This window comes from Halomonas caseinilytica (assembly GCF_001662285.1).
In the GTDB taxonomy this organism is placed as follows: Bacteria; Pseudomonadota; Gammaproteobacteria; order Pseudomonadales; family Halomonadaceae; genus Halomonas; species Halomonas caseinilytica.
Map to the genome: position 1 here is coordinate 281,323 of NZ_BDEO01000011.1, position 21,115 is coordinate 302,437.

Below are 21,115 nucleotides of genomic sequence, written 5' to 3' on the forward strand. Positions count from 1 at the left end.
TCCATCGCCCCAAGATCCCGGGAGTCTTCATGCCCTGGTTGCAACTCAAGGCCCGTATCGCGCCGGAACACGCCGAAGTGCTCGAGGAGCTGTTGCTGGATGAAGGCGCCACTGCCATCACCCTGCAGGATGCCCAGGACGAGCCGCTCTTCGAGCCCGAGCGCGGCACCACGCCGCTCTGGAACGAGACGGTGCTCACCGGCCTCCATGACGATCTCGAAGGGCTTTCAGCCATGCTCGAACGCCTGGCCGCGGCCTGGGCCGAGGCCATGCCCGGCGAGCCCTTCCCCGAGATCGAGCACGAACTGCTCGCCGACCGCGACTGGGAGCGGGAATGGATGAGCGACTTCGAGCCCCTGCGCATGGGGCAACGTCTTTGGATCGTGCCGAGCTGGCACAAGGCTCCGGACCCCCAGGCAGTCAATCTGCTGCTGGACCCCGGCCTGGCCTTCGGCACCGGGACCCACCCCACCACCGCGTTGTGCCTCGCCTGGCTGGACGGCCTGGCGGTGGACGGCGAACTGGACGACCGAGAGGTGCTCGACGTGGGCTGCGGCTCCGGTATCCTGGCCATTGCCGCCCTGCGGCTCGGCGCCCGCCACGCCACGGGAACCGACATCGATCCCCAGGCGCTCACCGCCAGCCGCGACAATGCCGAACGCAACGGCATCGACGAGACGGCACTGCGCCTCGAATACCCGGAATCGCTCGAGACCGAGGCAAGATTCCCGCTGGTGGTGGCCAATATCCTGGCCGGCCCCCTGGTGGAACTTGCCGACGAGATTGCCGAACGCGTCGCGCCCGGTGGCCGGCTGGCCCTGTCCGGCATCCTGGAAACCCAGGCCGATGAGGTGCTGGCCGCCTATGCGGCGCGAGGCCTGTCGATGGATGAGCCAGAGATACGCGAGGGCTGGGTACGGCTCACTGGACGACGTTCGACTTGAGTGGCCTTCACCCTGAATAGCGGGGGGCGTATGATGTGTCCCCCTTTCTCAGTAGCTGATCGAGAGCATGTCCGATTCCAGCCCTTTGCCGCGCATTGGTCGCCATACCTTGCCCAACCGGGTCATCCTGGCTCCCATGGCCGGCGTGACCGACCGCCCCTTCAGGGCGCTCGGCCGTCGTCTTGGAGCAGGCCTGGTGGTGGGCGAGATGGTGACCTCGGACCCCAGCCTGTGGCACACCCGAAAGTCGCGGCTGCGCATGGACCATCGCGGCGAACCCGGTCCTCGCGCCGTGCAGATCGCCGGCGGTGACGCCGCCATGCTTGCCGAGGCTGCCCGGCTCAATGCCGAGATGGGCGCCGAGATCATCGACATCAACATGGGTTGTCCCGCCAAGAAGGTCTGCAACAAGGCGGCCGGCTCGGCACTGCTGCGCGACGAGGCCCTGGTTGCCGAGATTCTCGAGGCCGTGGTCGACGCCGTGGACATCCCCGTGACATTGAAGATTCGCACTGGCTGGTGTGCCGAAAGCAACAATGGCGTACGCGTGGCCCGTCTGGCCGAATCGACGGGCATCCAGGCGCTCGCCGTCCATGGTCGCCATCGTCAGCAGCGCTACACCGGCGAGGCCGAGTACGACACCATCGCCGACATCAAGGCGAACGTGAACATTCCGGTCTTTGCCAACGGCGACATCGATTCGCCCGAGAAAGCCCGCCAAGTCCTCGACTATACTGGAGCGGATGCGGTGATGATCGGCCGCGGCGCCCAGGGCAATCCCTGGATCTTCCGCGAGATCGACCATTACCTGCGCCACGGTCGACGAATGGCACCTCCCGACGATGTCGAACGTGCCGCCGTATTGCGCGACCACTTGTCGGCCCTGCATGACTTTTACGGTGAGCACATGGGCGTGCGCATTGCGCGCAAGCACATCGGCTGGTATCTCGCCGGCGATGCTCGCTTCGACGACACCGCGCGCAAGCGCCTTCGTGCCACCTTCAACGGCCTGGTCAACGCCAACGACCAGCGCCGCTTCATCGACGAACTGTTTCGTCATGGTCCCGCCGAGTCGACACCTGAGCTCGAGCGGGGCATGACATCGGATGGAACCTGTGCCGCATGACCAGCAGCCAAGCCTTTACCCAGTCTTCCGCGCTGCCCGAGATCGACGAACCCCGGGCCTCTCGCGACAACGCCGATGACAGCGCTCCCGCGCCCGGCGACGATATGCTCCTGCGTGACGCCGTGGATGCCGCCATGCGCCGCTACTTCGCCCACCTGGACGGCTGCGAGGTGACCGACCTGCATGCCATGGTGATGGCCGAGGTGGAGGCTCCCCTGCTCGCCTCGGTGCTGGATCACGCTCAGGGCAACCAGACCCGCGCCGCCGAGATGCTGGGGCTCAATCGGGGCACCCTGCGCAAGAAGCTCAAGCACTATGAATTGATCTGAACACGAGGGCGCCCGGCGCCCTCGTACTCGCTTCGCCCCCACGCCTGCAACAGAGTGATTTTCATGGCCCAATCCATCTCCTCCATCATGCCGGTACGTCGCGCCCTGATCAGCGTCTCCGACAAGACCGGCATCGTCGATTTCGCACGAGGCCTGCGCGACCGGAACGTCGAGCTGCTCTCCACCGGCGGCACCTACCGCCTGCTGCGCGATAACGGCGTGCCTGTCACCGAGGTCTCCGAGCACACCGGCTTCCCCGAGATCATGGACGGTCGCGTCAAGACGCTGCATCCGCGGATCCACGGCGGCATCCTCGGCCGGCGCGGCCAGGACGATGCCGTCATGGCCGAGCACGATATCCCCGCGATCGACATGGTGGTGGTCAATCTCTACCCGTTCGCCGCCACCGTGGCACGTCCCGACTGCACCCTCGAGGACGCCATCGAGAACATCGACATCGGCGGGCCGACGATGGTCCGGGCCTGTGCCAAGAACCATGCCTACACCTCCATCGTGGTGGCTGCCGACGATTACGGCCGTATCCTCGAAGAACTGGATCAAGGCGGCATCAGCCAGGCCACCCGCTTCGACCTGGCCGTGAAGGCCTTCGAGCACACCGCCGGCTACGACGCGGCCATCGCCAATTACCTGGGCGCTCGCACCGAGGGCGGCGAGGAAGGCTTCCCGCGCACCTACAACCTGCAGTTCCACAAGAAGCAGTCCATGCGCTACGGCGAGAACCCGCACCAGGCCGCTGCCTTCTACGTGGACCCGGCCAGCCGGGAGCCCAGCGTGGCCACGGCACGCACCCTGCAGGGCAAGCCGCTGTCCTACAACAATGTCGCCGATACCGATGCCGCCTTCGAGTGCGTCAAGGGCTTCGACGAGACCGCCTGCGTGATCGTCAAGCATGCCAACCCCTGTGGCGTCGCCGTTGGCGAGAGTGCACTGTCGGCGTACGACAAGGCCTTCGCCACCGACCCGACCAGCGCCTTCGGTGGCATCATCGCCTTTAACGTCCCCCTCGACGCCGAGACCGCCCGGGCGATCATCGACCGCCAGTTCGTCGAGGTGATCATCGCTCCCGGCGTGGAGCCGGCGGCCATCGAGATCGTCGCCGAGAAGAAGAACGTGCGCCTACTCGATGTCGCCGAGCACTGGCCGGGCGAGCGCGAAAAGGGACACGACCTCAAGCGTGTCACCGGTGGCTTGCTGGTGCAGGATCGCGACCTGGGCATGGTCGAGCGCGGCGATCTCCGCGTGGTGTCGGATCGAGTGCCGACGGAGCAGGAAATGCGTGACCTGACCTTCGCCTGGAAGGTCGGCAAGTTCATCAAGTCCAATGCCATCGTCTATGCCAAGGGCGGCCAGACCATCGGCGTCGGCGCCGGCCAGATGAGCCGCGTCTACTCGGCCAAGATCGCCGGCATCAAGGCCGCCGACGAAGGCCTGTCGGTCCCCGGCTCGGTCATGGCCAGCGACGCCTTCTTCCCCTTCCGCGACGGCATCGACGCCGCGGCGGCAGCCGGCATCACCGCCGTCATCCAGCCCGGCGGCTCAATGCGCGACCAGGAAGTGATCGACGCCGCCAACGAGGCCGGTATCGCCATGGTGTTCACCGGAATGCGGCACTTCAGGCACTGACCCGAGGGGAAAACGCTGGAACTCGGTCATGCGTCGTTGAAAATCGGCTTGAAATGCTCATTTGCAACAGCAAACTCCGCTTTCGCGCCGATTTTCGCCTAGCCTATCATCCAGCTGTTTTCCCAGGATCGTACAAAGCAACACCCCGCCGAGCGTGCTCGGCGGGGTGTTTTACTTTCAGCTTCCAGGCGCGTAGCGCCGTTCTTCAAGCTTCCAGCTTAGTCCCCGAGATCGATACACAGGTACTTGGTCTCGAGGAATTCCTCGATGCCCTGATGACCACCCTCACGACCCAGCCCGGAGGCCTTGACGCCACCGAAGGGCGCGGCGGCGTTGGAAATCAGCCCGGTGTTGATGCCCACCATGCCGTACTCCAGGGCATCGGCCACGCGCCAGACACGCCCCAGGTCGCGGGAGTAGAAGTAGGAAGCCAGGCCATATTCGGTGTCGTTGGCCATGCGCACGGCGTCCTCCTCGTCCTCGAAGGGGAAGACAGCGGCCAGAGGCCCGAAGGTCTCCTCGCCTGCCACCTTCATGCTGTCATTGGCCTCGGTGATCAGCGTCGGCGTGAAGAAGTTGCCGCCCAGTGGGTGTGGGTGGCCCCCCAGCAGCAGTTCGGCGCCATGCTCGACGGCATCATGAACGTGTTCGGAAACCTTCTCCACGGCCTTCTCGTCGATCAGCGGGCCGATGTTGACGCCTGCCTTCGTGCCATCGCCGACCTTGAGTTCGCTGTTCATCGCCACCGCCAGCTTCTCGCAGAAGGCGTTGACCACACTCGATTGCACCAGGAAGCGGTTGGTGCACACGCAGGTCTGGCCGGCGTTGCGGAACTTGGCCGCCATGGCCCCCTCCACGGCGGCATCCAGGTCCGCGTCCTCGAAGACGATGAAGGGAGCGTTGCCGCCGAGCTCCAGGGAAATCTTCTGCACGTGACGCGATGCCTGGGCCATCAGTTCGCGCCCCACCTCGGTGGATCCGGTAAAGGTGATCTTGCGCACCACCGGCGACTCGGTCAGCGCGGCGGCGATTTCCGAGGCGCGTCCTGGCACCACGTTGAACACGCCGCGCGGAATACCGGCTCGTTCAGCAAGCATGGCCAGGGCGGTGGCCGAGAAGGGCGTCTGGCTGGCCGGCTTGACCACGAAGGTACACCCCGCCGCCAGCGCCGCGCCGGCCTTGCGGGTGATCATCGCGGCAGGGAAGTTCCACGGTGTGATGGCGCCCACCACACCCACCGGCTGCTTGGTAATCACGATGCGCTGGTTCGCGGAAGAGGCCGGCACCGTTTCACCGTTGATACGGCGCGCCTGCTCCGCGAACCAGCGCAGGAAACTCGCCGCATAGGCGATCTCGCCGGCGGCTTCCTTGAGCGGCTTGCCCTGCTCGTGGGTCATGATGGTGGCCAGGTCGTCCTGATGTTCGAGCATCAGGTCATGCCACTTCATCAGCGCATCGGCGCGTTCCAGCGCGGTCAAGGCCTTCCAGGCCGGGAGCGCGGCCTCGGCGGCGGCGATGGCCCGTTCGGTTTCTGCCCGCCCCAGGCGCGGCACGCTACCCACGGCATCACCGGTGGCCGGATTGACCACCTCGATCTGCTCACCGCTGTCGGCGGCGACCCAACTCCCGTCAATATAGGCGAAGGGGCAATACAGCTGAGTTTCCTTCAGGTTCTCCTTCAGGGCTTCCATGGTCGACTCCTGGCTTCAAGGCGCTTGGGTGAAGGTTGATCCCCATGCTAAGCGCATGACGCCCAGCGCGCCAACCATTCATCATCGCCGTGGTGGCGCCGCAAATCAGCCGCCCCGCTTCGTCTCCCGAGAATCCGACAGGGTTATCGACACCGAGTCGGCAAAACGCAAGGCATGGGGCTTGTCGATCTCCACCTGGGCGGTGAGAACCTGCTCGAAGCTCATGATCAGATCGAGCACCTCCCGGGTCATGCGTTCCAGAAGCTGGAAGCGGTTATCCTCGACATGGGCGATGACCTGCTTGGTGATGGTGCGGTAATTCAGCGCCTGCTCGATGTGATTGAACGCCAGCGCCTTGTCGGCGCGATAGCGAATCACGGCATTGACCACCACATCCTGGCGATTGCGGATCTCGTCATCCTTGATGCCGATATAGGTCCGCAACCGCAGGTTCTTGATGCGTATCGTGGCCAGGTCGTGATCGAGGTGCTGATCCCCCAGAGCGAGCATTGCCATATTGTCTCCTACCTACCATGGACCAGGGTCAGGAATTCCTGTCGCGTGCTCTGCGACTCCCGGAAGGCGCCCAGCATCACCGAGGACGTCATGCTCGAGTTCTGCTTCTCGACACCCCGCATCATCATGCACAGGTGGTGCGCTTCGATGACCACCGCCACGCCACGGGCATCGGTGACCTGCTGGACAGCCTCGGCGATCTGGCGAGTCAGGTTCTCCTGAATCTGCATGCGACGTGCGTACATGTCGACGATGCGCGCGAACTTCGAAAGGCCCAGCACCTTGCCACGCGGCATGTAGGCGATATGGCACTTGCCGGTGAACGGCAGCAGGTGATGCTCGCAGATCGAATACAGCTCGATGTCCTTGATCAGCACCATCTCATCGGTATCCGACTCGAAGACGGCACCGTTGACGATCTCTTCCAGGGACTGGAAATAACCGCGATTCAGGAACTGCATGGCCTTGGCGGCACGCTTGGGCGTATCGCGCAGGCCCTCCCGGTCGGGGTCCTCCCCGATCTCCTGAATGATCTGGCGGTAGTGGTCGGCGAGTTGTTCGGTCATGCTCAGGCCCCATGCAGAGTCATTATTGCGGTGCGTCGGCGCGGCCATCACGCCTTTGCCATCGAATTGTCATCCCGACGTCATGTTTCCGGGATCAAAGGACAACGATTCTAGCGCATGCCATGCGCCGGCGCAGTCCCGCATCGCGATCTTGCCCTTCTCGGTGCATCGATGATTGCTTTCATACGTTACGCGCGCCTGGGTGTCACGCTGTCCAGCACCCGGCGTTGCTGCTCGAGCTGGCGGATATGGTCATCCCAGTAACCGGCATCGGCCAGCCAGGGAAAGGCCACCGGGAAGGCAGGATCTTCCCAGCGCGCCACCAGCCAGGCACTGTGCCGTATCAGGCGAAAGGCCCGCAGCGGCTCGATCAGGGCCAGTTCATCGCGATCGAAGTCACGATGCTGCTCGTAGCCTTCGATCACCTCGGAGAGCTGCATCTGCCACTCCCCCTCTTCCTGGCCGGTCAGCAGCATCCAGATATCCTGCACCGCCGGCGCCATCAGGCAGTCGTCGAAATCCACCAGGCCGAACGCCTCGTCGCGCCCCAGCATGTTGCCAAGATGGCAATCGCCATGCACGCGGATGCTACGCTCCGGCGCCCAGCCACGATCCACCAGTGCCGAACGCAAGGCATCGGTCACCCGCGTGTAGGCATGCCGCTGGCGCCGGTCGAGCCAGGGGCTGGAGAGCACGCCATCGCATGCCTCCGCCACCATGTCCCCCAGGTTCAAGGTACGACGATGCACGAACCGACCGGTTTCCCCCACGGCGTGCATGGCCCCGATGACCTCGCCCAGGGCGAACAGATGTGCCGGGTCCTCCAGTTCGGGCGCCTGCCCCGAGAGCTGCGGATAGAGCGCAAAACGAAATTCCTCGTCATGATGCAGGCTGGTGCCCTGCTCATCACGCCAGGGGGCGGCGACTGCCACATTCGCCGCCGCCAGTTCGGCCAGGAAGTCATGCTCCTCCTGGATCTGGGCATCGCTCCAGCGCCCAGGCCGATAGAACTTCACCACCCAGCGCCGGCGCTCGTCGTCATGCACCAGATAAACCCTGTTTTCGTAGCTGTTCAGGGCGAAAGGCTCGCCGGGCAGCCAGAACCCCAGGGATTCCACCGCCGCCACTACCCGGGCAGGTTCGAGACGGGCAAAGGGATGGATCGAGGTTTCCATTCGGCGCTCCTGATTCAATCGTATGACGGGCATGCTAACAGAGCGCCGGTCGCCGAGTCGGTGTCAGTTTGTCATGGGCGTACGCGCCACGGCCCAGGCCTCGATACGTTCGGCCCCGGCCCGACGACAGGCACGGGCCAGGGCATCGAGGGTCGCCCCGGTGGTCATCACATCGTCGAGCAGCGCCACCTCGGATGGCAGCGCTGCCTCGACCCGGAAGGCGGCACGCAGGTTGCGGCCTCGTCGCTGGCGATCCAGCCCCCGCTGGCTCGGCGTATCGCGCCGCCGCTGTGCCACCACCAAGGGAATGTCCAGGCGTGTCGACAGCCGCTCGGCGAGCCAGCGCGCCTGGTCGAAGCCGCGTTGCCGCGCGCGGTGCGGGTGCAAGGGCACTGCCAGCAGCGCCTCGGGGCGCGGCGCCTCCCGGAGCGCCTCCTCCAGCAGTGCCAGCAGCAGGCTGCCGGCACGCGGCGAGGCCTGGAACTTGAAGCGTCGCATCAGCACCGCCAGCTCGCCTTCGTAACGCAGCGGCACGCGGGCCGCCTCGAAGGCCGGCATTCGGCGCAGACAGTGCCCGCAGCGATGACCACCGAGCTGTGGCTCGGCGCATACCGGACAGGCCGCCAGGTTCCATGGCAAAGCGGCATGGCAGGCCGAACACCAGGGAGCCGTCGTCTCGCAGGCGGCAAGACAGAACGCGCAACGACCCGGCAACAACCGCCGCAACCAATCGTCAACCTTGAAATCATGAATGGTTGACATGATCCGACGACGCCTTACCCTATCGGTCAACCGTGACCAATTCGAAAAGTTGACCAAAAGCGAGCCCTCCCATGCCAGCCCAACGCCACGACGTCCATGCGGTTGACTTGAACCTAGACGCCCAGCACGCCCCTCGCCACGACTGGCGTCTTGACGAGATCGAGGCGCTGTTCGAACTGCCCTTCAACGACCTGCTGTTCCGCGCTCAGCAGGTACATCGGGCACATTTCGACCCCAACGCCGTGCAGGTCTCGACCCTGCTGTCGATCAAGACCGGCGCCTGCCCCGAGGACTGCAAGTACTGCCCCCAATCCGGCCACTACAACACCGGGCTCGGCAAGGAGAAGCTGCTCGAGATCGAGAAGGTGGTGGAACAGGCCCGCGCCGCCAAGGAAGCCGGTGCCAGCCGCTTCTGCATGGGCGCCGCCTGGCGCAGCCCCCGGGAACGTGACCTCGACGTAGTGGTGGAGATGGTCGGCCAGGTCAAGGCCCTGGGGCTGGAAACCTGCATGACCCTGGGCATGGTCGACGCCCATCAGGCCAGCCGGCTGGCCGAGGCAGGCCTCGACTACTACAACCACAATCTGGACACCTCGCCGGAATACTATGGCGAGATCATCACCACCCGTTCCTATGCCGACCGCCTGGATACGCTGTCCAACGTCCGCGATGCCGGCATGAAAATCTGCTCCGGCGGCATCCTCGGCATGGGCGAGGCACCGCGTGATCGCGCCGCCCTGCTGCAGCAACTGGCACGCCTGAACCCGCATCCGGAGTCGGTGCCCATCAACATGCTGGTCAAGGTGCCGGGCACGCCGATGGAAAACGTCGAGGATCTGGACCCGCTCGAGTTCATCCGCGCCATCGCGGTGGCCCGCATTCTCATGCCGGAAAGCCATGTCCGCCTGTCCGCCGGGCGCGAACAGATGGACGAGTCGACCCAGGCCATGGCATTTCTCGCCGGCGCCAATTCCATCTTCTACGGCGACACCCTGCTGACGACCGGCAATCCCCAGGTCGAGCGCGACCGGGCGCTGTTCGACAAGCTCGGCCTGCACCCGGAGCAGCGCGACACCCGCAGCGACGATGAACAGGCCGAAACCGCGCTGGCCCATGCCATTCAGCGCCAGCGTGACGACGCCCTCTTCTACGACGCCGCCCAGGCCTGAGCCGTCATGTCGCGTGCGGACCTCTGGTCGAAGCGCCTGGCGAATGCCGCCACCCAGCGACGAACGAGCGGTGGCTGGCGGCAACGCCCCATCCTGGATGAGGGCGACACCTACATCGACTTCGCCGGTAACGATTATCTCGGTCTGGCCAAAGACCCCCGAATGGCCGAGGCACAGGCCGAGGGTGCGAAACGCTTCGGCGCCGGCGCCAAGGCCTCGCATCTGGTATCCGGCCATCTGGCGATCCACGAGCGGCTCGAGCATCGTCTGGCCGAGCTGACGGGGCGCCCCCGCGCCCTGCTGTTCTCGACCGGCTACATGGCCAATCTCGGCGTGCTGCAAGCCCTGTGCGACCGCCACACCCGAGTGTTCCAGGATCGCCTCAACCACGCCTCGCTGCTCGACGGCGCTCGCCTGGCCGACGCCCCTTCGCGGCGCTTTCACCATCGCGATCTCGCGGATCTCGAGCGACTGCTGGAACGTGCTCCCCAGGATGCCCCGGCACTGGTGGCCAGCGATGGCGTCTTCAGCATGGATGGCGACACGGCCGACATCGCCGGCCTCGCCAGCACCTGCCAGCGACAAGGCGCCTGGCTGATGGTCGACGATGCCCATGGCCTCGGCGTGCTCGGCGAACATGGCGATGGTTGCGTGGGTCGCGCCCACGACCACCACCAAGTCCCCATTCTGGTCGGCACGCTCGGCAAGGCACTGGGCAGCGCTGGAGCCTTCGTGGCCGGCGATGCGGGCTTGATCGACCATCTGGTCCAGTTCGCCCGCCCCTACATCTACACCACAGCCCAGCCGCCTGGCGTGGCGGGGGCCACCCTGGCCGCCCTGGACATCCTCGAACGCGAGCCCGAGCGCCGAGGTCGCCTCCACCAGCACATCGCCGACTTTCGCCATGAGGCCGCAAGGCTCGGCCTGCCGCTGACCGACTCCCGCACGCCCATCCAGCCCATCGTGCTGGGTGACAACGACCGCGTCATGCGTTGGGCCGAGCGCCTGGCCCGGGCCGGCTTGCGTGTCGGTGCCATCCGTGCGCCCACCGTGCCGCGTGGTCAGGCACGCCTGCGGATCACCCTGAGCGCCGCCCACGAGGCGCCGGATCTCGACGCCCTGCTCGATGCGCTGGACGCCTGTCGACGCGAGGAAGCCACATGACGTCGTTGATATTGCTCAGTGGCTGGGGCTGCGATGCCCGAATCTGGCGCCCTCTCGCGCCCCATTGGCCCCATGGACTCGAGGTCAAGGCGCCAGACTGGCCCGGGTACGCCGGTCGCCCCTCGCTTGCCGATCCCACCTCGCTGACCGATCTGGCTGACGCCATGGCCGAAGACCTGCCGGCTGATGCCGTCTGGGTCGGCTGGTCGCTCGGCGGGCTACTGGCCGGCGCCCTGCTCGATCACCTGCCAGCGCCACGCGCCCTGGTACTGCTCGGCATCGGGGAACATTTCGTCCACCCCCAAGGAGTGAGCGACACGGCGCTGGCCGACTTCCAGCGCGCCCTGCGGCGTTCCCCCGACATCGCCCGGGAGCACTTCCTGCGCCGGCAGCTCGCGGGCGAACCCGATCCGACCGGCTCGCGTCGCGCACTGCGCGAGCTTCTCGGCACCGCCCTGCCGGCTCCTTTCGCCACCCTCGACGCCGGCCTCGAGCATCTCGCGCACCTGGACATCCATCACTGCCTGAGCGCCGCATCCTGCCCGGTGCAGCGCATCGCGGGCGCAGACGACCCATTGCTGGCGCCCGAGGTCATCGCGCGAGCCGATCAGCGTATCGAGAACGCCGGGCACTGCCCGATGCTAAGCCAACCGCAGCGACTGGCGACACGGCTAGCGAGCGTCGCCACCGCGCCCGATGCCAAGCGACCGGAGTCCACCTCATGAACACTGTCGCGATGGCGACCGAACCAACCGATCATGCCGACGCCGCCGACTGGCGCGCCCGCGTCGCCCATGCCTTTTCCCGCGCCGCGCCACATTATGCGAGCCGCGCCACCGCCCAGCACGCCATGGGGGAACACCTGCTGCCCCACCTGCCCGACAAGGCCGAGTGCCTCCTGGATCTGGGCTGTGGCCCGGGCGAGCTGACGGCCCGGCTGGCCCGTCATTACGCCGACCACCAGCGGATCGAAGGCCTCGACCTCGCCCCAGGCATGCTCGACGAGGCACGTCGCCGGCACTCCGAGCCAATCCGGTGGGTCTGTGGCGACGCCAGCATGCTTCCCCACACCGACGCCAGCTTCGATCTGGTCATCTCCAACTTGGCGATCCAGTGGTGCCGGGACCTGGACCGCGTACTCGGCGAGATTCGACGGGTGCTGAGGCCGGGAGGGCGCGCCCTGCTCAATACACTGGCTCCCGGCACCCTTCACGAAGTGAGCGAGGCCTGGTCGCAACCCGGGCGTCCCGCCGCCCTGCTCGACTTCCACGACGCCGCCCGGCATCGACTGGCCGCGCGACGCGCCGGCTTTCGTCGGGTCGTGCTGGAGCAACGCGAAGAGCGCTTCCACTACCCCGACCTGAACGCCGTGATGGCTTCCATCAAGGGCGTCGGCGCCCAGGTGGCACGCCCCGGTAAGCGACTGACCCGCCACGACCTGACACGGGCAAGACACCGCTACGAGGGGCTGCGCGAGGCCCCCGGCCTGCCCGTCACCTATCACCTGTTGACCCTGATCCTGGAGCACTGACATGGGCACCTACTTCGTCACCGGCACCGACACCGATGCCGGCAAGACTCTGGTGGCCAGTGGCCTGCTGGCCCTGGCCCGACGCCACGGCCACACCACCCTCGGGCTCAAGCCGGTGGCTTCCGGCTGTGATGCCACGCCTCACGGACTGCGCAACATCGACGCCCTGACACTCGGCGAGCAGAGCACGCCCGAAGTACAGTACGACGTCCTCAATCCCTACGCCTATGCACCGGCCATTGCCCCGCATCTGGCCGCCCGGCGTGCCGGTGATGTCCCCACGCTGGATGATCTGGTCGCGGCCACCGCCGACCCGCTGGCCTGGCAGCGCGACCTGACCCTGGTGGAAGGTGCCGGTGGCTGGCGAGTACCACTCAACGCTCACGAGGATCTCGCCGGCCTGGCCAGGCGGCTCGAGCTTCCGGTGATTCTGGTGGTAGGACTCAAGCTCGGCTGTCTCAATCACGCCATCCTCAGCGCCGAGGCGATCCGTGCCGACGGCCTGCCGTTGGCCGGCTGGGTGGGCAACCTGATCGAGCCGGGCCTGTCCTTCGACGAGACCGGCGACCCGGCCCTGTATCGCGACAACCTCGAGACGCTGACGCACCGCCTCTCGGCCCCGAACCTCGGCATCCTGCCGCACCTGGCCGGCGAGACACCTGCCGAGCGCGCCGAAGCCGCCGCCAATCACTTGCGCCTTCCCGCGATCGATTGACTTGCCGGAGCCGGTCCGTAAAATATGGACGCCTGCCTGACCCGTGCGGATGTGGTGGAATTGGTAGACACGCCAGATTTAGGTTCTGGTGCCTTCGGGCGTGGGAGTTCAAGTCTCCCCATCCGCACCATAATACCCTTATTTTTCAATAAGTTACCTTATAGTCTAGCCGCCAAATGGGCCTGAATATGCCTGCTTTGGGCATAGTGGGGTCAGTTTTTTGGTCAACATTTTTTAGCGACCTATCGCTATGGGCAGATACGTGGCTGTAGCTCAATGGTAGTGCCATACCCGGCTCGCTTCCCCTGCCCTGTCAGTACTTTACCCGTCCTGCTGTCTCACGAATCCCCGTCTGTCTCACGCTCACACTGTCAGGTGGTGAGCATTGTGGTGCGCGCCTGATCGACGCAACCAGGTTGCCGCTCAGCCTTTCACCTGATAATACTGCATATATAGACAGCATTATTAAGAGGCCCACCGTCATAGCGAAGAAGCACCGCCCCACCTCATACGAACTCCTCGGCCAGCGCATCCAGATCGAGATCGCTGCAGCAAGCCGCCGCGAGAAACGCCAGGTACACCTGAAGCCCGAGGATGGCGATAGCCCCGATGACTGGGATCGCCTGATCGATGAGATCAGCGAGAACGAGAACGAGAACGTGGATGTGACGCGCACCGACGAGGGCTGGCTGGTCAGCTGGGTGCCGGTTGAGGTGTGACGTGGCCACGCGGCACCAGATCACGCAGTGGCGGAAGCGGCTCGAGCGCAAGGGGTGGATCGGATTGAAGCGCTCGGCGCCGCCGCGCCACGCGCTCATCGAGTACCACGTCATCAGCCGGGGGTGGCTATACAGCGGACGATGCGAACTAAGCGACTACAGCCCGAGCGACTGGGCTATCGAAGGGTCGCTCGTCTGCATGCTCGAGCGACGACATGGTATCGTCGATGGGGTTTGGCGCTGGGCGAGGCCCGGCGCCGGACCGAAAGGCGGGATAGTGAGGCGAGTGCCATGCTGACCTAATGCTTATGCTGTTTCTTCCAGTGCTTGCGCTCTTTTTCCAGGCGTTTCCGCTCCTCCTTCCAGCGTTTCTTGGCTTCTTTTCTCATATTCGCAATGCTTGTTGTCACCACTGCGGTGGTCACGGTCATGCCAGCCACTGCCATCGATGATAACAGTCGGCTCCGTGCCAATACGCGCAGGTTGGTAGCTACCACCCGCTAGACCAGCTATAAAAACAGCACTGAGCCATAGTGGCAGTACGCGCATTCGATCCTCCAACAGAAAGTGATGGCCCTATGGTAGCAAGCCGAGCTAGCCATGCCTCGTGGTAAGGCAGCGACACCCACTTGAGCACATCGATGCCTCAAGACCATATGCCACCATTCAGGGAAGCCCTACCCATTTTCTCACATGGGCCCACATTGGCCAGCACGGCGGCGACACGCTAGTCTGTCCTCGCATGGCGCTTGCTCAATGACATCAACAAGGAAAGTGGTATGTCCGATAACTCATGGCCCTCTTCAGCGCATTGCGTCAACACCTCACCCGCGACGCCATCGTCCAACGACCGTCTCCGCAACCTGCTCCAGCTCGTTGCCCAAAGTGATCGTCACGCCTTCGTCCAGTTGTATGAGGCCACCTCGGCGAAACTCTATGGCACGGTGTTGCGTATCTTGAAAGAACGGAGTCGAACAGATGATGTTATCCAGGATGTTTACGTCACAATTTGGCAGAATGCGGCACAATTCAAAGTCAGTCGGGCTTCCCCCATTACTTGGATGGTAGCCATCGCTCGCCATGCTGCCATCGACGAATTGCGCCGCCAGCCTAGAGCTACTCATGAATCTGAGGACGCATTGTCACAGACCTCCGCCGATGAGATCAGTGCCCAAGAACGCATTGAACACGAACAGGATGTCCAACATCTGCATGCCTGTTTGGAGGAGCTCGAAGCCAGACACCAAAACATGGTGCGCCTGGCGTACTTGGATGGATGGTCGCGCGCCGATCTAGCTGCGTATTTCGAACAACCGGTGAATACCGTCAAGACTTGGCTCCACCGAGCCTTAAAGCAACTCAAGGGGTGCCTGGCGTCATGACTGGACACGACGACATCGATATGCTGGCCGCCGAATATGTGCTGGGCACCCTCAAGGTCGACGAACGTACTGAGGTGGCCCAACGTCGGAAGCATGATTCTAACCTGGACGCACAAATTCTCGACTGGGAAGCTCGTCTTGCCCCGCTTTGCAACGAAATCCAGGATGTAGCCCCGGGGCCGGATCTACTAGAGCGGATCGAGCGCCGCATCGCGGTACTAGAGACGGAAAAGGATGCCAGTGAAAGCAGAACGACGCAGTTGCTCGGGCTGCATCGTCGCCTTAGATTCTGGCGCTGGAGTACTGCGTTCGCTTCCGCTGCAGCACTGGCATTAGCCATCGTGCTGGTCGTACCGTTCGACTCGACACCGAACCAGCCCCCTTTCGTGGCCGTATTTTCGCAGAACGACCAGCAGCCAGCCTTCATGCTCGCCGTTGACCTCGACAACCGTCGGATCAACGTACAGCCGGTGACGGCGGAACCACTGCCGAATCGCTCCTATCAACTGTGGATCAAATCAGCCGAGCTCGGACCTGAGCCTCGCTCTGTGGGCGTGCTGAACGACGATCTCAGCCTGGATGCCGATGCCTTACGCGACTACGATCCCGACCTGCTTAAACAGGCCACCTTCGGCATCAGCATTGAACCTCCGGGTGGTTCTCCTACCGGCCAACCGACGGGCCCTGCTATCCACGGCTATCTCTATCCCACCGACCAGAGAGGGAAGTCACAGCACCTATAACTTTTTTCACGCTGACGTGAAACCTTGCGTGCTCTCCACTCGTACCTACGAACACGCCCTCCATAAACCCTTTGATCGGTAGGGCGTGCTTCGGAATACAAGGAGAGAATGATGATGACCAAGTTCATGGCAAGCGCATTCGTATCCACTGCTCTGCTCGTCGGCGCTTCCCTGGCTCAAGCAGACATGCATCCGCAAGTCTGGGCCGATGACCAGTCTACCGCAGATGGCTCAGTGTCCGCCGAGAAGGTCATGGCGAACAGCAATGGCTGGCTGGTAGTACATCGAACTGACGACAGCATGAAACCAGGCCCTGTGGTCGGCCATGCCCCGCTCAAGAAAGGCGAGAACATGGACGTCACCGCATTGCTGACCGAGGATGTCAGTTCCGGCGACCAGCTGATGTTGATGGTTCACAGCGAAGAAGGTGGCATGGAGACCGGCGTGTTCGAGTACACGCTCGGCGCCTCGGAAGACGGGCCAATCAAGATGGACGGCAACCTCGTGATGACCACCATCACCGCACAGTAATCCCATCCGACTATTCCAAAGTGGCTATCAAGAGGCTAGTTTCTTTTATATAGATTGAGTGTCACCGTTGCGGACAATCCCCAACATGGATAGAGCAACTCATATATGCGAGGTTCACCATGATGCGTGTCATTAAAGCAGCAGCACTGATGGGCTCAATGGCCCTACTCTCCAGCATGGTCATGGCAGACCACCATGAAGGCGGAATGTCAGACGACGGACATGCTGGCCAACCCCACGACATGTCCCAGATAGAGGGCAACGACGGCGAAGCCCTCGTCAAAGACGGCGGCGTGCAATCCGGCTACAACCCCGAAAGGAAAGACACTGGCGGCACCCTTGATGACGAGCCGCTTGTCGACGATGGCGGCGTACAGTCTGATTACAACGCCGAAAGGGTAGATACTGGTGGCATCCTCGATGATGGCCCCATTGTCGAAGATGGTGGTGTACAATCCGACTACAACGCCGTAGCTCCCTGACAAAAGAGGAGTCAATGCTGCCAAAAGAATAACAACGGAATCAGCTCAAAAAATGCTTACCGCCCTTGCCCATAGCAGGGGCGGATATTATTAAATAAAAACTATTTATCAGTCGAAAAAAACCACCAAAACCACAACGCGAAAAACAACAACATAACGACTTAAAGAAGAAAACCAACCAGATCCTGAAAAACCAGCAGTACTACAACAATATGACGAACCACAACAAAAATTTCCAAACCGCCTTCGCATAACGAATAACTGGAGCACACATGAAAGCTAACGACGTATTCAGCCAGCTACTTAAAGAAGGGTGGAGTGAGGTGCGAGAAGGGTCTAACTATTACCCAATAGCAAGCTCGCCAATCGATATTGAAGTGGCATTACTTCGTGAAATACGCAGCAACCGTCTGCGCGGAACATTGATAGTTGATAAATATCAAGACACGCTACCTGCCAGTCACAGCACTGATACGATAACTGGGCCAGCCCGCTACATCAGAACCGGTCCAAAAGACAATATTAAGCGCGTCGCTTGGAGAGCGATCTGATAATTATCTGAGTATGCTATACCCAGCCACCACGCTTTCACGGCCATGCCAAACCGGCCAGGGAGCATGCCCCTGACCATCGTCAAACCTTCCGGGCAGGCGAGTGATCGCTCCTCTTTTCAGGTATTCGGATTAACTGGTGTATGAGCGTCAATGACAGGAAGGAACTGAAGCATGCCCGTGACTCAAAGAAATAACGCGCCGACAGCGCTCGAAAAACGCTTTGTCATCACTGGTGGCCCCGGGGCAGGCAAGAGCACCTTGCTTGAAGCACTTGCTACTGCCGGCATCAGGCATATGCCAGAGGCCGGGAGAGCCATCATTAAGGATCAAGTGGCCATCGGAGGCGAAGCTTTGCCTTGGGGAAATAGCGAGGCCTTCGCCGAACTGATGCTGAGCTGGGAGCTGCGTTCATGGCATGAAGCAGCTGAGATCGCCGGGCCGACGTTGTTTGATAGGGGAGTTCCCGATGTGATCGGCTACAGGCGAGTCGCTGGTCTCTCGGTGCCGGACCATATATGGCGTGCTGCCGAGCAGTTTCGTTATGCGCCGACAGTATTCGTGGCACCACCGTGGGAAGCAATCTTCACTGGGGACGCCGAACGCAAGCAGAGCTTTGCTGAGGCGTTGGCCACCTGGGAAACAATGGTCACCACATATACCGAGCTGGGTTACACCCTTGTTGAGTTGCCCCGCGCCAGTATTATCAAGCGTGTAGCTTTCGTGCGCGAAAAGCTTGGATGGTAAAGATAGGAGGAACCTGGGGCACCCTATCAACCAAAGCATCCGGATACCCGAGAAATCACCGCAGACCAAGGAATCACCATTCCTGGGCAGGGCTACCATGACCTATAGCATGGGCCTGCCAGAGGAAGAGAAGAGTTTCGGCATCGATCTATCAACCTTCTGGCCGGACTAAGCACTTGGAGGGGCTGTAAAACCCCCTCAATCTCATAATCCGGATACCCCTCTTTTCTTTGCTCCGGTGTGTTGCCTAATCACACCGGCTTGGTCTGCGCGTACCCGACCCGGCGCTCGGCGCCAGTCTCGACGTTGCGAAGATGCAGCTGGCCGAAAGATAGGCGCGGGTACTCGAGTACCTCGTAGGGCCCGATCCATTCCGGGCCTGACTGGATCATGACGCGAGATCCTGGCGGCAGGGCCTCGCGCAGCTTGGCTTCCGCCGCGTCGCGGGCGTCGCGGAACTGGTCGAACAGCGGGTCGATCTTGGTGTAATGGGACATGCCTGCCCTCCTATTGAATGTCTTGGATCAGGGTCTGCCAGGTCACGGCCCTGGCCTCGTCTGGCGTTTCGGCCGCCTGGATGGCCCATTCACCTCGCTGTCGCAGCCCGGTGTACTGCTGCCACTGGATGAACGCGGCGGCTCGATTGATCACCGCCACCGCCAGATCGGCGAGCGTCTCGGTACCGTCCGAGCCGTTGCGCCCGCTGAGGATGGCCGAGAGAGTCGGCGTCGCCGGCGCGTCACCCTGCTCGCCGGCGTCTACCCATGCCTGGTATGCCTCGGCCTCGGAGAGTTGCTGGGCCCAGCTCAAGCGCTCGGTCGCGGGATAGTCGCGGATCAGGGGATTGGCAGCCGCCTCGTAGTCCGCATTGAGCGCCGCGAGTGCCGACGCCTTGGCCTGAGCCAAATGCGCCTCCTCATCAAACGGGGCAACCTCCATGTTCTGCAGAGCGGCCCACACCGTCTTCCCTGTCTCGGTCTCCACCTCCGGCGAAGCGGTGTACGGAATCCACCCGAGCTCGGGATGGTCGATCTCACAATTGATGGTGAGACCATCGGCGTTGTTCTTCGCGTTCCTGATGTCCATTAGTCAGCCACCTTCTGCCAAAGAGTTGCATCGCCTGCCGCGCCGCGACCGAGACAGCGCCACGTCCCCGTGCGGGTTTTGCCATTGTCGCCCTGGGCTATCGCCCCATTGGCCTGGATGCCACAGGGAGTCAGATTGGCCCCCGCGGTTGTCTGGCCATGCCAGCAGGCCGTGTCGGTCACGGCGAAGATGTAACCACCGAGGCTGTCCGGCCCGGATTGCTCGGCTACATTCTTCGCCACTTGAAGTCGATCTGTCGTATGAGTTGGTTTTGATAGCCACTCACGCCAGTCCGTACCAATCCAGTTCCCGTTGTCATCCTTCTGCGCGAAGCGCGTGAGCACCTCCACGGAACTGGAGTTGGAAAAGCCGCTGAAATAAATCTGATAGGCGCTCGAGAAGATCGGTAGGTGCAAACAGATACCGAATGCCGGATATGGCTTATCGTTGACATCACCGCCGCAGTAGTAGACATCCGCGCCAACGCTCTCGAAATCATCCAGTGTACTGGTCGGCCAAGGTCCGTTGACATTACGCCCGTTGGGCAGGACGTTGTTGAAGCCCAGTGCCGACAGCAACGCTCCCACATTGCCGACCGGCGCACTGGAAAGATTGTCAATGCCGGCCAGCAGGCCCAGAGCCTCCCCTTGTGAGATATTTTCGAGCCCATATGCCGCCTTCAGTGCGTCGGTGACGACCTGAACCAGCTCGGTGGTCCGTTGATTGAACTGCTGATAATTCGTCGGATCAGCCATGCTGCCCTCCCATCAGGCAAAAAAATGCCGCCTCGTGGGCGGCATGTGTTCGTGAATGTATCGTGGTCAATCGCACCAGGGGGCGGCGATGCGGTGCATCTCGGCTGGCGTGTCGGCCTGGCGAATGAGCGCCTTGGCCCGGACCCGGGCAGCTTCCCGCTGCGCCTCGTCTTCGCACCACTGGCGACGTGCAGCCGTCACGCTGTCGATCACCTCCTGCAGCGAGCAGCCAAGGGCCTCGGCTTCCGCCTGCAGGATGGGTCCATCACCGGCCTGGACCTCGGCCCATTTGGCCTCGCGCCGGGCAGCAATCAGCGGCGGGACACTGGGCGTGGCGCGGTCCACGGCCGCCAGGTAGTACGCCTCGGCAACATCGCGATCGGCGTGACGTCGAATGCGGAGCTTACTCAACGGTCACCTCCAGGACGTCGTCGAGGTAGTGCGGGTGAGATAGCTCGATGAGGTAGGTGCCGGGCACGTCGAATTCGATCTCATCATCGCCGTCGGCGACCATCTCCTCCCCGAGCACGCGGACGAGCGTACCGCCGGGCAGGCTGCCCAGCGTCACCGACAAGCCACGGATCGCATGCGACACCTCGAAGGTCCGGCGTTTCGCGACAGACCGGTCCTGCAGATCGATGTAGTGCCGCTCATCATCAACGTGTGTGTCGCTCGACACGATAACGCTCGCCTCATCGGTCGCCGCCTGATGCTCAGCCATTGACGCTGAGCACTCGACAACACGGCGTATCGCGCCAGTCCTGGCATCAAACACCACAACGGTCAT

Annotated in this window: 27 protein-coding genes and 1 tRNA gene; 17 read left to right on the top strand and 11 right to left on the bottom strand. The window is 63.0% G+C overall.

The genetic code is table 11. From position 1 onward, the window contains the following. Positions 1 to 29 precede the first annotated feature (29 nt). The 4 genes from prmA (at position 30) to purH (ending at position 4,043) form a co-directional block, all read left to right on the top strand. Positions 30 to 944: a 50S ribosomal protein L11 methyltransferase gene (prmA, locus tag HSDC_RS13465; protein WP_064700449.1), complete on the top strand. Its 915-nt coding sequence runs from the start codon at positions 30 to 32 to the stop codon at positions 942 to 944. A 67-nt stretch (positions 945 to 1,011) separates the two neighbouring features. After that, a complete protein-coding gene (dusB, locus tag HSDC_RS13470; RefSeq protein WP_073292157.1) occupies positions 1,012 to 2,070 on the top strand; it encodes a tRNA dihydrouridine synthase DusB in 1,059 nt (352 codons plus the stop codon). Continuing rightward, positions 2,067 to 2,399 carry a DNA-binding transcriptional regulator Fis gene (fis, locus tag HSDC_RS13475; RefSeq protein WP_064700450.1) on the top strand — a complete coding sequence of 111 codons (333 nt, stop codon included), beginning with the start codon at positions 2,067 to 2,069 and terminating at the stop codon, positions 2,397 to 2,399. The genes dusB and fis overlap by 4 nt, the downstream gene beginning before the upstream one ends. A 63-nt stretch (positions 2,400 to 2,462) precedes the next feature. After that, on the top strand, positions 2,463 to 4,043 hold the full coding sequence (purH, locus tag HSDC_RS13480; RefSeq protein ID WP_064700451.1) for a bifunctional phosphoribosylaminoimidazolecarboxamide formyltransferase/IMP cyclohydrolase: 1,581 nt from the start codon (positions 2,463 to 2,465) through the stop codon (positions 4,041 to 4,043). Positions 4,044 to 4,261: 218 nt separating this feature from the next. Here purH and HSDC_RS13485 read toward each other — a convergent pair whose 3' ends face one another. From HSDC_RS13485 to HSDC_RS13505, 5 genes are all read right to left on the bottom strand, one after another. Next, the gene (locus tag HSDC_RS13485) at positions 4,262 to 5,734 is read right to left on the bottom strand and encodes an NAD-dependent succinate-semialdehyde dehydrogenase (RefSeq protein ID WP_064700452.1); all 1,473 of its coding nucleotides are present in this window, start codon (positions 5,732 to 5,734) and stop codon (positions 4,262 to 4,264) included. A gap of 105 nt (positions 5,735 to 5,839) precedes the next feature. After that, a complete protein-coding gene (gene folX / locus HSDC_RS13490; protein ID WP_064700453.1) occupies positions 5,840 to 6,250 on the bottom strand; it encodes a dihydroneopterin triphosphate 2'-epimerase in 411 nt (136 codons plus the stop codon). Between the two features lie 8 nt (positions 6,251 to 6,258). Then, a complete protein-coding gene (gene folE, locus HSDC_RS13495) occupies positions 6,259 to 6,816 on the bottom strand; it encodes a GTP cyclohydrolase I FolE (RefSeq protein ID WP_064700454.1) in 558 nt (185 codons plus the stop codon). Positions 6,817 to 7,004: 188 nt separating this feature from the next. After that, a complete protein-coding gene (locus HSDC_RS13500; RefSeq protein ID WP_064700455.1) occupies positions 7,005 to 7,991 on the bottom strand; it encodes a serine/threonine protein kinase in 987 nt (328 codons plus the stop codon). A 63-nt stretch (positions 7,992 to 8,054) separates the two neighbouring features. Next, positions 8,055 to 8,753, bottom strand: coding sequence for a ComF family protein (locus HSDC_RS13505; protein WP_064700456.1), 699 nt, complete (start codon positions 8,751 to 8,753; stop codon positions 8,055 to 8,057). Between the two features lie 71 nt (positions 8,754 to 8,824). On the opposite strand from HSDC_RS13505, the gene bioB reads away from it, so the two are divergent. The 7 genes from bioB to HSDC_RS17100 all read left to right on the top strand — a co-directional run bounded on the left by bioB (position 8,825) and on the right by HSDC_RS17100 (position 14,051). Then, on the top strand, positions 8,825 to 9,922 hold the full coding sequence (bioB, locus tag HSDC_RS13510; protein WP_064700457.1) for a biotin synthase BioB: 1,098 nt from the start codon (positions 8,825 to 8,827) through the stop codon (positions 9,920 to 9,922). A gap of 6 nt (positions 9,923 to 9,928) precedes the next feature. Then, positions 9,929 to 11,086, top strand: a complete 1,158-nt coding sequence (gene bioF, locus HSDC_RS13515) for an 8-amino-7-oxononanoate synthase (protein WP_064700458.1) — start codon at positions 9,929 to 9,931, stop codon at positions 11,084 to 11,086. Further along, positions 11,083 to 11,811, top strand: coding sequence for an alpha/beta fold hydrolase (locus tag HSDC_RS13520; protein ID WP_064700459.1), 729 nt, complete (start codon positions 11,083 to 11,085; stop codon positions 11,809 to 11,811). The genes bioF and HSDC_RS13520 overlap by 4 nt, the downstream gene beginning before the upstream one ends. Next, a complete protein-coding gene (locus HSDC_RS13525; protein ID WP_064700460.1) occupies positions 11,808 to 12,617 on the top strand; it encodes a malonyl-ACP O-methyltransferase in 810 nt (269 codons plus the stop codon). Before HSDC_RS13520 ends, HSDC_RS13525 begins: the two co-directional genes overlap by 4 nt. A 1-nt stretch (position 12,618) precedes the next feature. Beyond that, on the top strand, positions 12,619 to 13,332 hold the full coding sequence (gene bioD, locus HSDC_RS13530; protein ID WP_064700461.1) for a dethiobiotin synthase: 714 nt from the start codon (positions 12,619 to 12,621) through the stop codon (positions 13,330 to 13,332). Between the two features lie 45 nt (positions 13,333 to 13,377). Beyond that, positions 13,378 to 13,462: transfer RNA gene (locus tag HSDC_RS13535), tRNA-Leu, on the top strand. Between the two features lie 286 nt (positions 13,463 to 13,748). Continuing rightward, complete coding sequence (locus HSDC_RS17100; protein WP_170862779.1) at positions 13,749 to 14,051, top strand: DUF1654 domain-containing protein; 303 nt, start codon at positions 13,749 to 13,751, stop codon at positions 14,049 to 14,051. Between the two features lie 306 nt (positions 14,052 to 14,357). Here HSDC_RS17100 and HSDC_RS16745 read toward each other — a convergent pair whose 3' ends face one another. Beyond that, entirely contained in the window at positions 14,358 to 14,600 is a 243-nt protein-coding gene (locus HSDC_RS16745) for a hypothetical protein (RefSeq protein WP_137055311.1), read from the bottom strand. Between the two features lie 230 nt (positions 14,601 to 14,830). Here HSDC_RS16745 and HSDC_RS13545 point away from each other — a divergent pair, with 230 nt between their 5' ends. The 6 genes from HSDC_RS13545 (at position 14,831) to HSDC_RS13565 (ending at position 18,487) form a co-directional block, all read left to right on the top strand. Further along, positions 14,831 to 15,433 carry a sigma-70 family RNA polymerase sigma factor gene (locus HSDC_RS13545; protein ID WP_064700463.1) on the top strand — a complete coding sequence of 201 codons (603 nt, stop codon included), beginning with the start codon at positions 14,831 to 14,833 and terminating at the stop codon, positions 15,431 to 15,433. Beyond that, positions 15,430 to 16,176, top strand: a complete 747-nt coding sequence (locus tag HSDC_RS13550) for an anti-sigma factor (RefSeq protein WP_064700464.1) — start codon at positions 15,430 to 15,432, stop codon at positions 16,174 to 16,176. Before HSDC_RS13545 ends, HSDC_RS13550 begins: the two co-directional genes overlap by 4 nt. A 108-nt stretch (positions 16,177 to 16,284) precedes the next feature. Beyond that, positions 16,285 to 16,707: a DUF7282 domain-containing protein gene (locus tag HSDC_RS13555; RefSeq protein WP_244534463.1), complete on the top strand. Its 423-nt coding sequence runs from the start codon at positions 16,285 to 16,287 to the stop codon at positions 16,705 to 16,707. A 119-nt stretch (positions 16,708 to 16,826) separates the two neighbouring features. Next, entirely contained in the window at positions 16,827 to 17,189 is a 363-nt protein-coding gene (locus HSDC_RS16750) for a hypothetical protein (protein ID WP_137055313.1), read from the top strand. A 272-nt stretch (positions 17,190 to 17,461) separates the two neighbouring features. Beyond that, a complete protein-coding gene (locus HSDC_RS16755) occupies positions 17,462 to 17,740 on the top strand; it encodes a hypothetical protein (RefSeq protein ID WP_137055315.1) in 279 nt (92 codons plus the stop codon). Between the two features lie 174 nt (positions 17,741 to 17,914). Further along, positions 17,915 to 18,487 (top strand): AAA family ATPase, encoded by a 573-nt coding sequence (locus HSDC_RS13565; protein WP_064700467.1) that lies wholly within the window; start codon positions 17,915 to 17,917, stop codon positions 18,485 to 18,487. A gap of 251 nt (positions 18,488 to 18,738) precedes the next feature. On the opposite strand, the gene HSDC_RS13570 is transcribed toward HSDC_RS13565, so the two are convergent. The 5 genes from HSDC_RS13570 to HSDC_RS13590 all read right to left on the bottom strand — a co-directional run bounded on the left by HSDC_RS13570 (position 18,739) and on the right by HSDC_RS13590 (position 21,115). Beyond that, entirely contained in the window at positions 18,739 to 18,984 is a 246-nt protein-coding gene (locus tag HSDC_RS13570) for a hypothetical protein (RefSeq protein WP_064700468.1), read from the bottom strand. 10 nt (positions 18,985 to 18,994) lie between these two features. Continuing rightward, on the bottom strand, positions 18,995 to 19,573 hold the full coding sequence (locus HSDC_RS13575) for a hypothetical protein (RefSeq protein WP_064700469.1): 579 nt from the start codon (positions 19,571 to 19,573) through the stop codon (positions 18,995 to 18,997). Beyond that, positions 19,573 to 20,328, bottom strand: a complete 756-nt coding sequence (locus HSDC_RS13580) for a hypothetical protein (protein WP_064700470.1) — start codon at positions 20,326 to 20,328, stop codon at positions 19,573 to 19,575. Before HSDC_RS13580 ends, HSDC_RS13575 begins: the two co-directional genes overlap by 1 nt. Before the next feature lie 66 nt (positions 20,329 to 20,394). Next, positions 20,395 to 20,739 (bottom strand): hypothetical protein, encoded by a 345-nt coding sequence (locus tag HSDC_RS13585; RefSeq protein ID WP_064700471.1) that lies wholly within the window; start codon positions 20,737 to 20,739, stop codon positions 20,395 to 20,397. Continuing rightward, complete coding sequence (locus tag HSDC_RS13590) at positions 20,732 to 21,115, bottom strand: hypothetical protein (RefSeq protein ID WP_064700472.1); 384 nt, start codon at positions 21,113 to 21,115, stop codon at positions 20,732 to 20,734. Before HSDC_RS13590 ends, HSDC_RS13585 begins: the two co-directional genes overlap by 8 nt.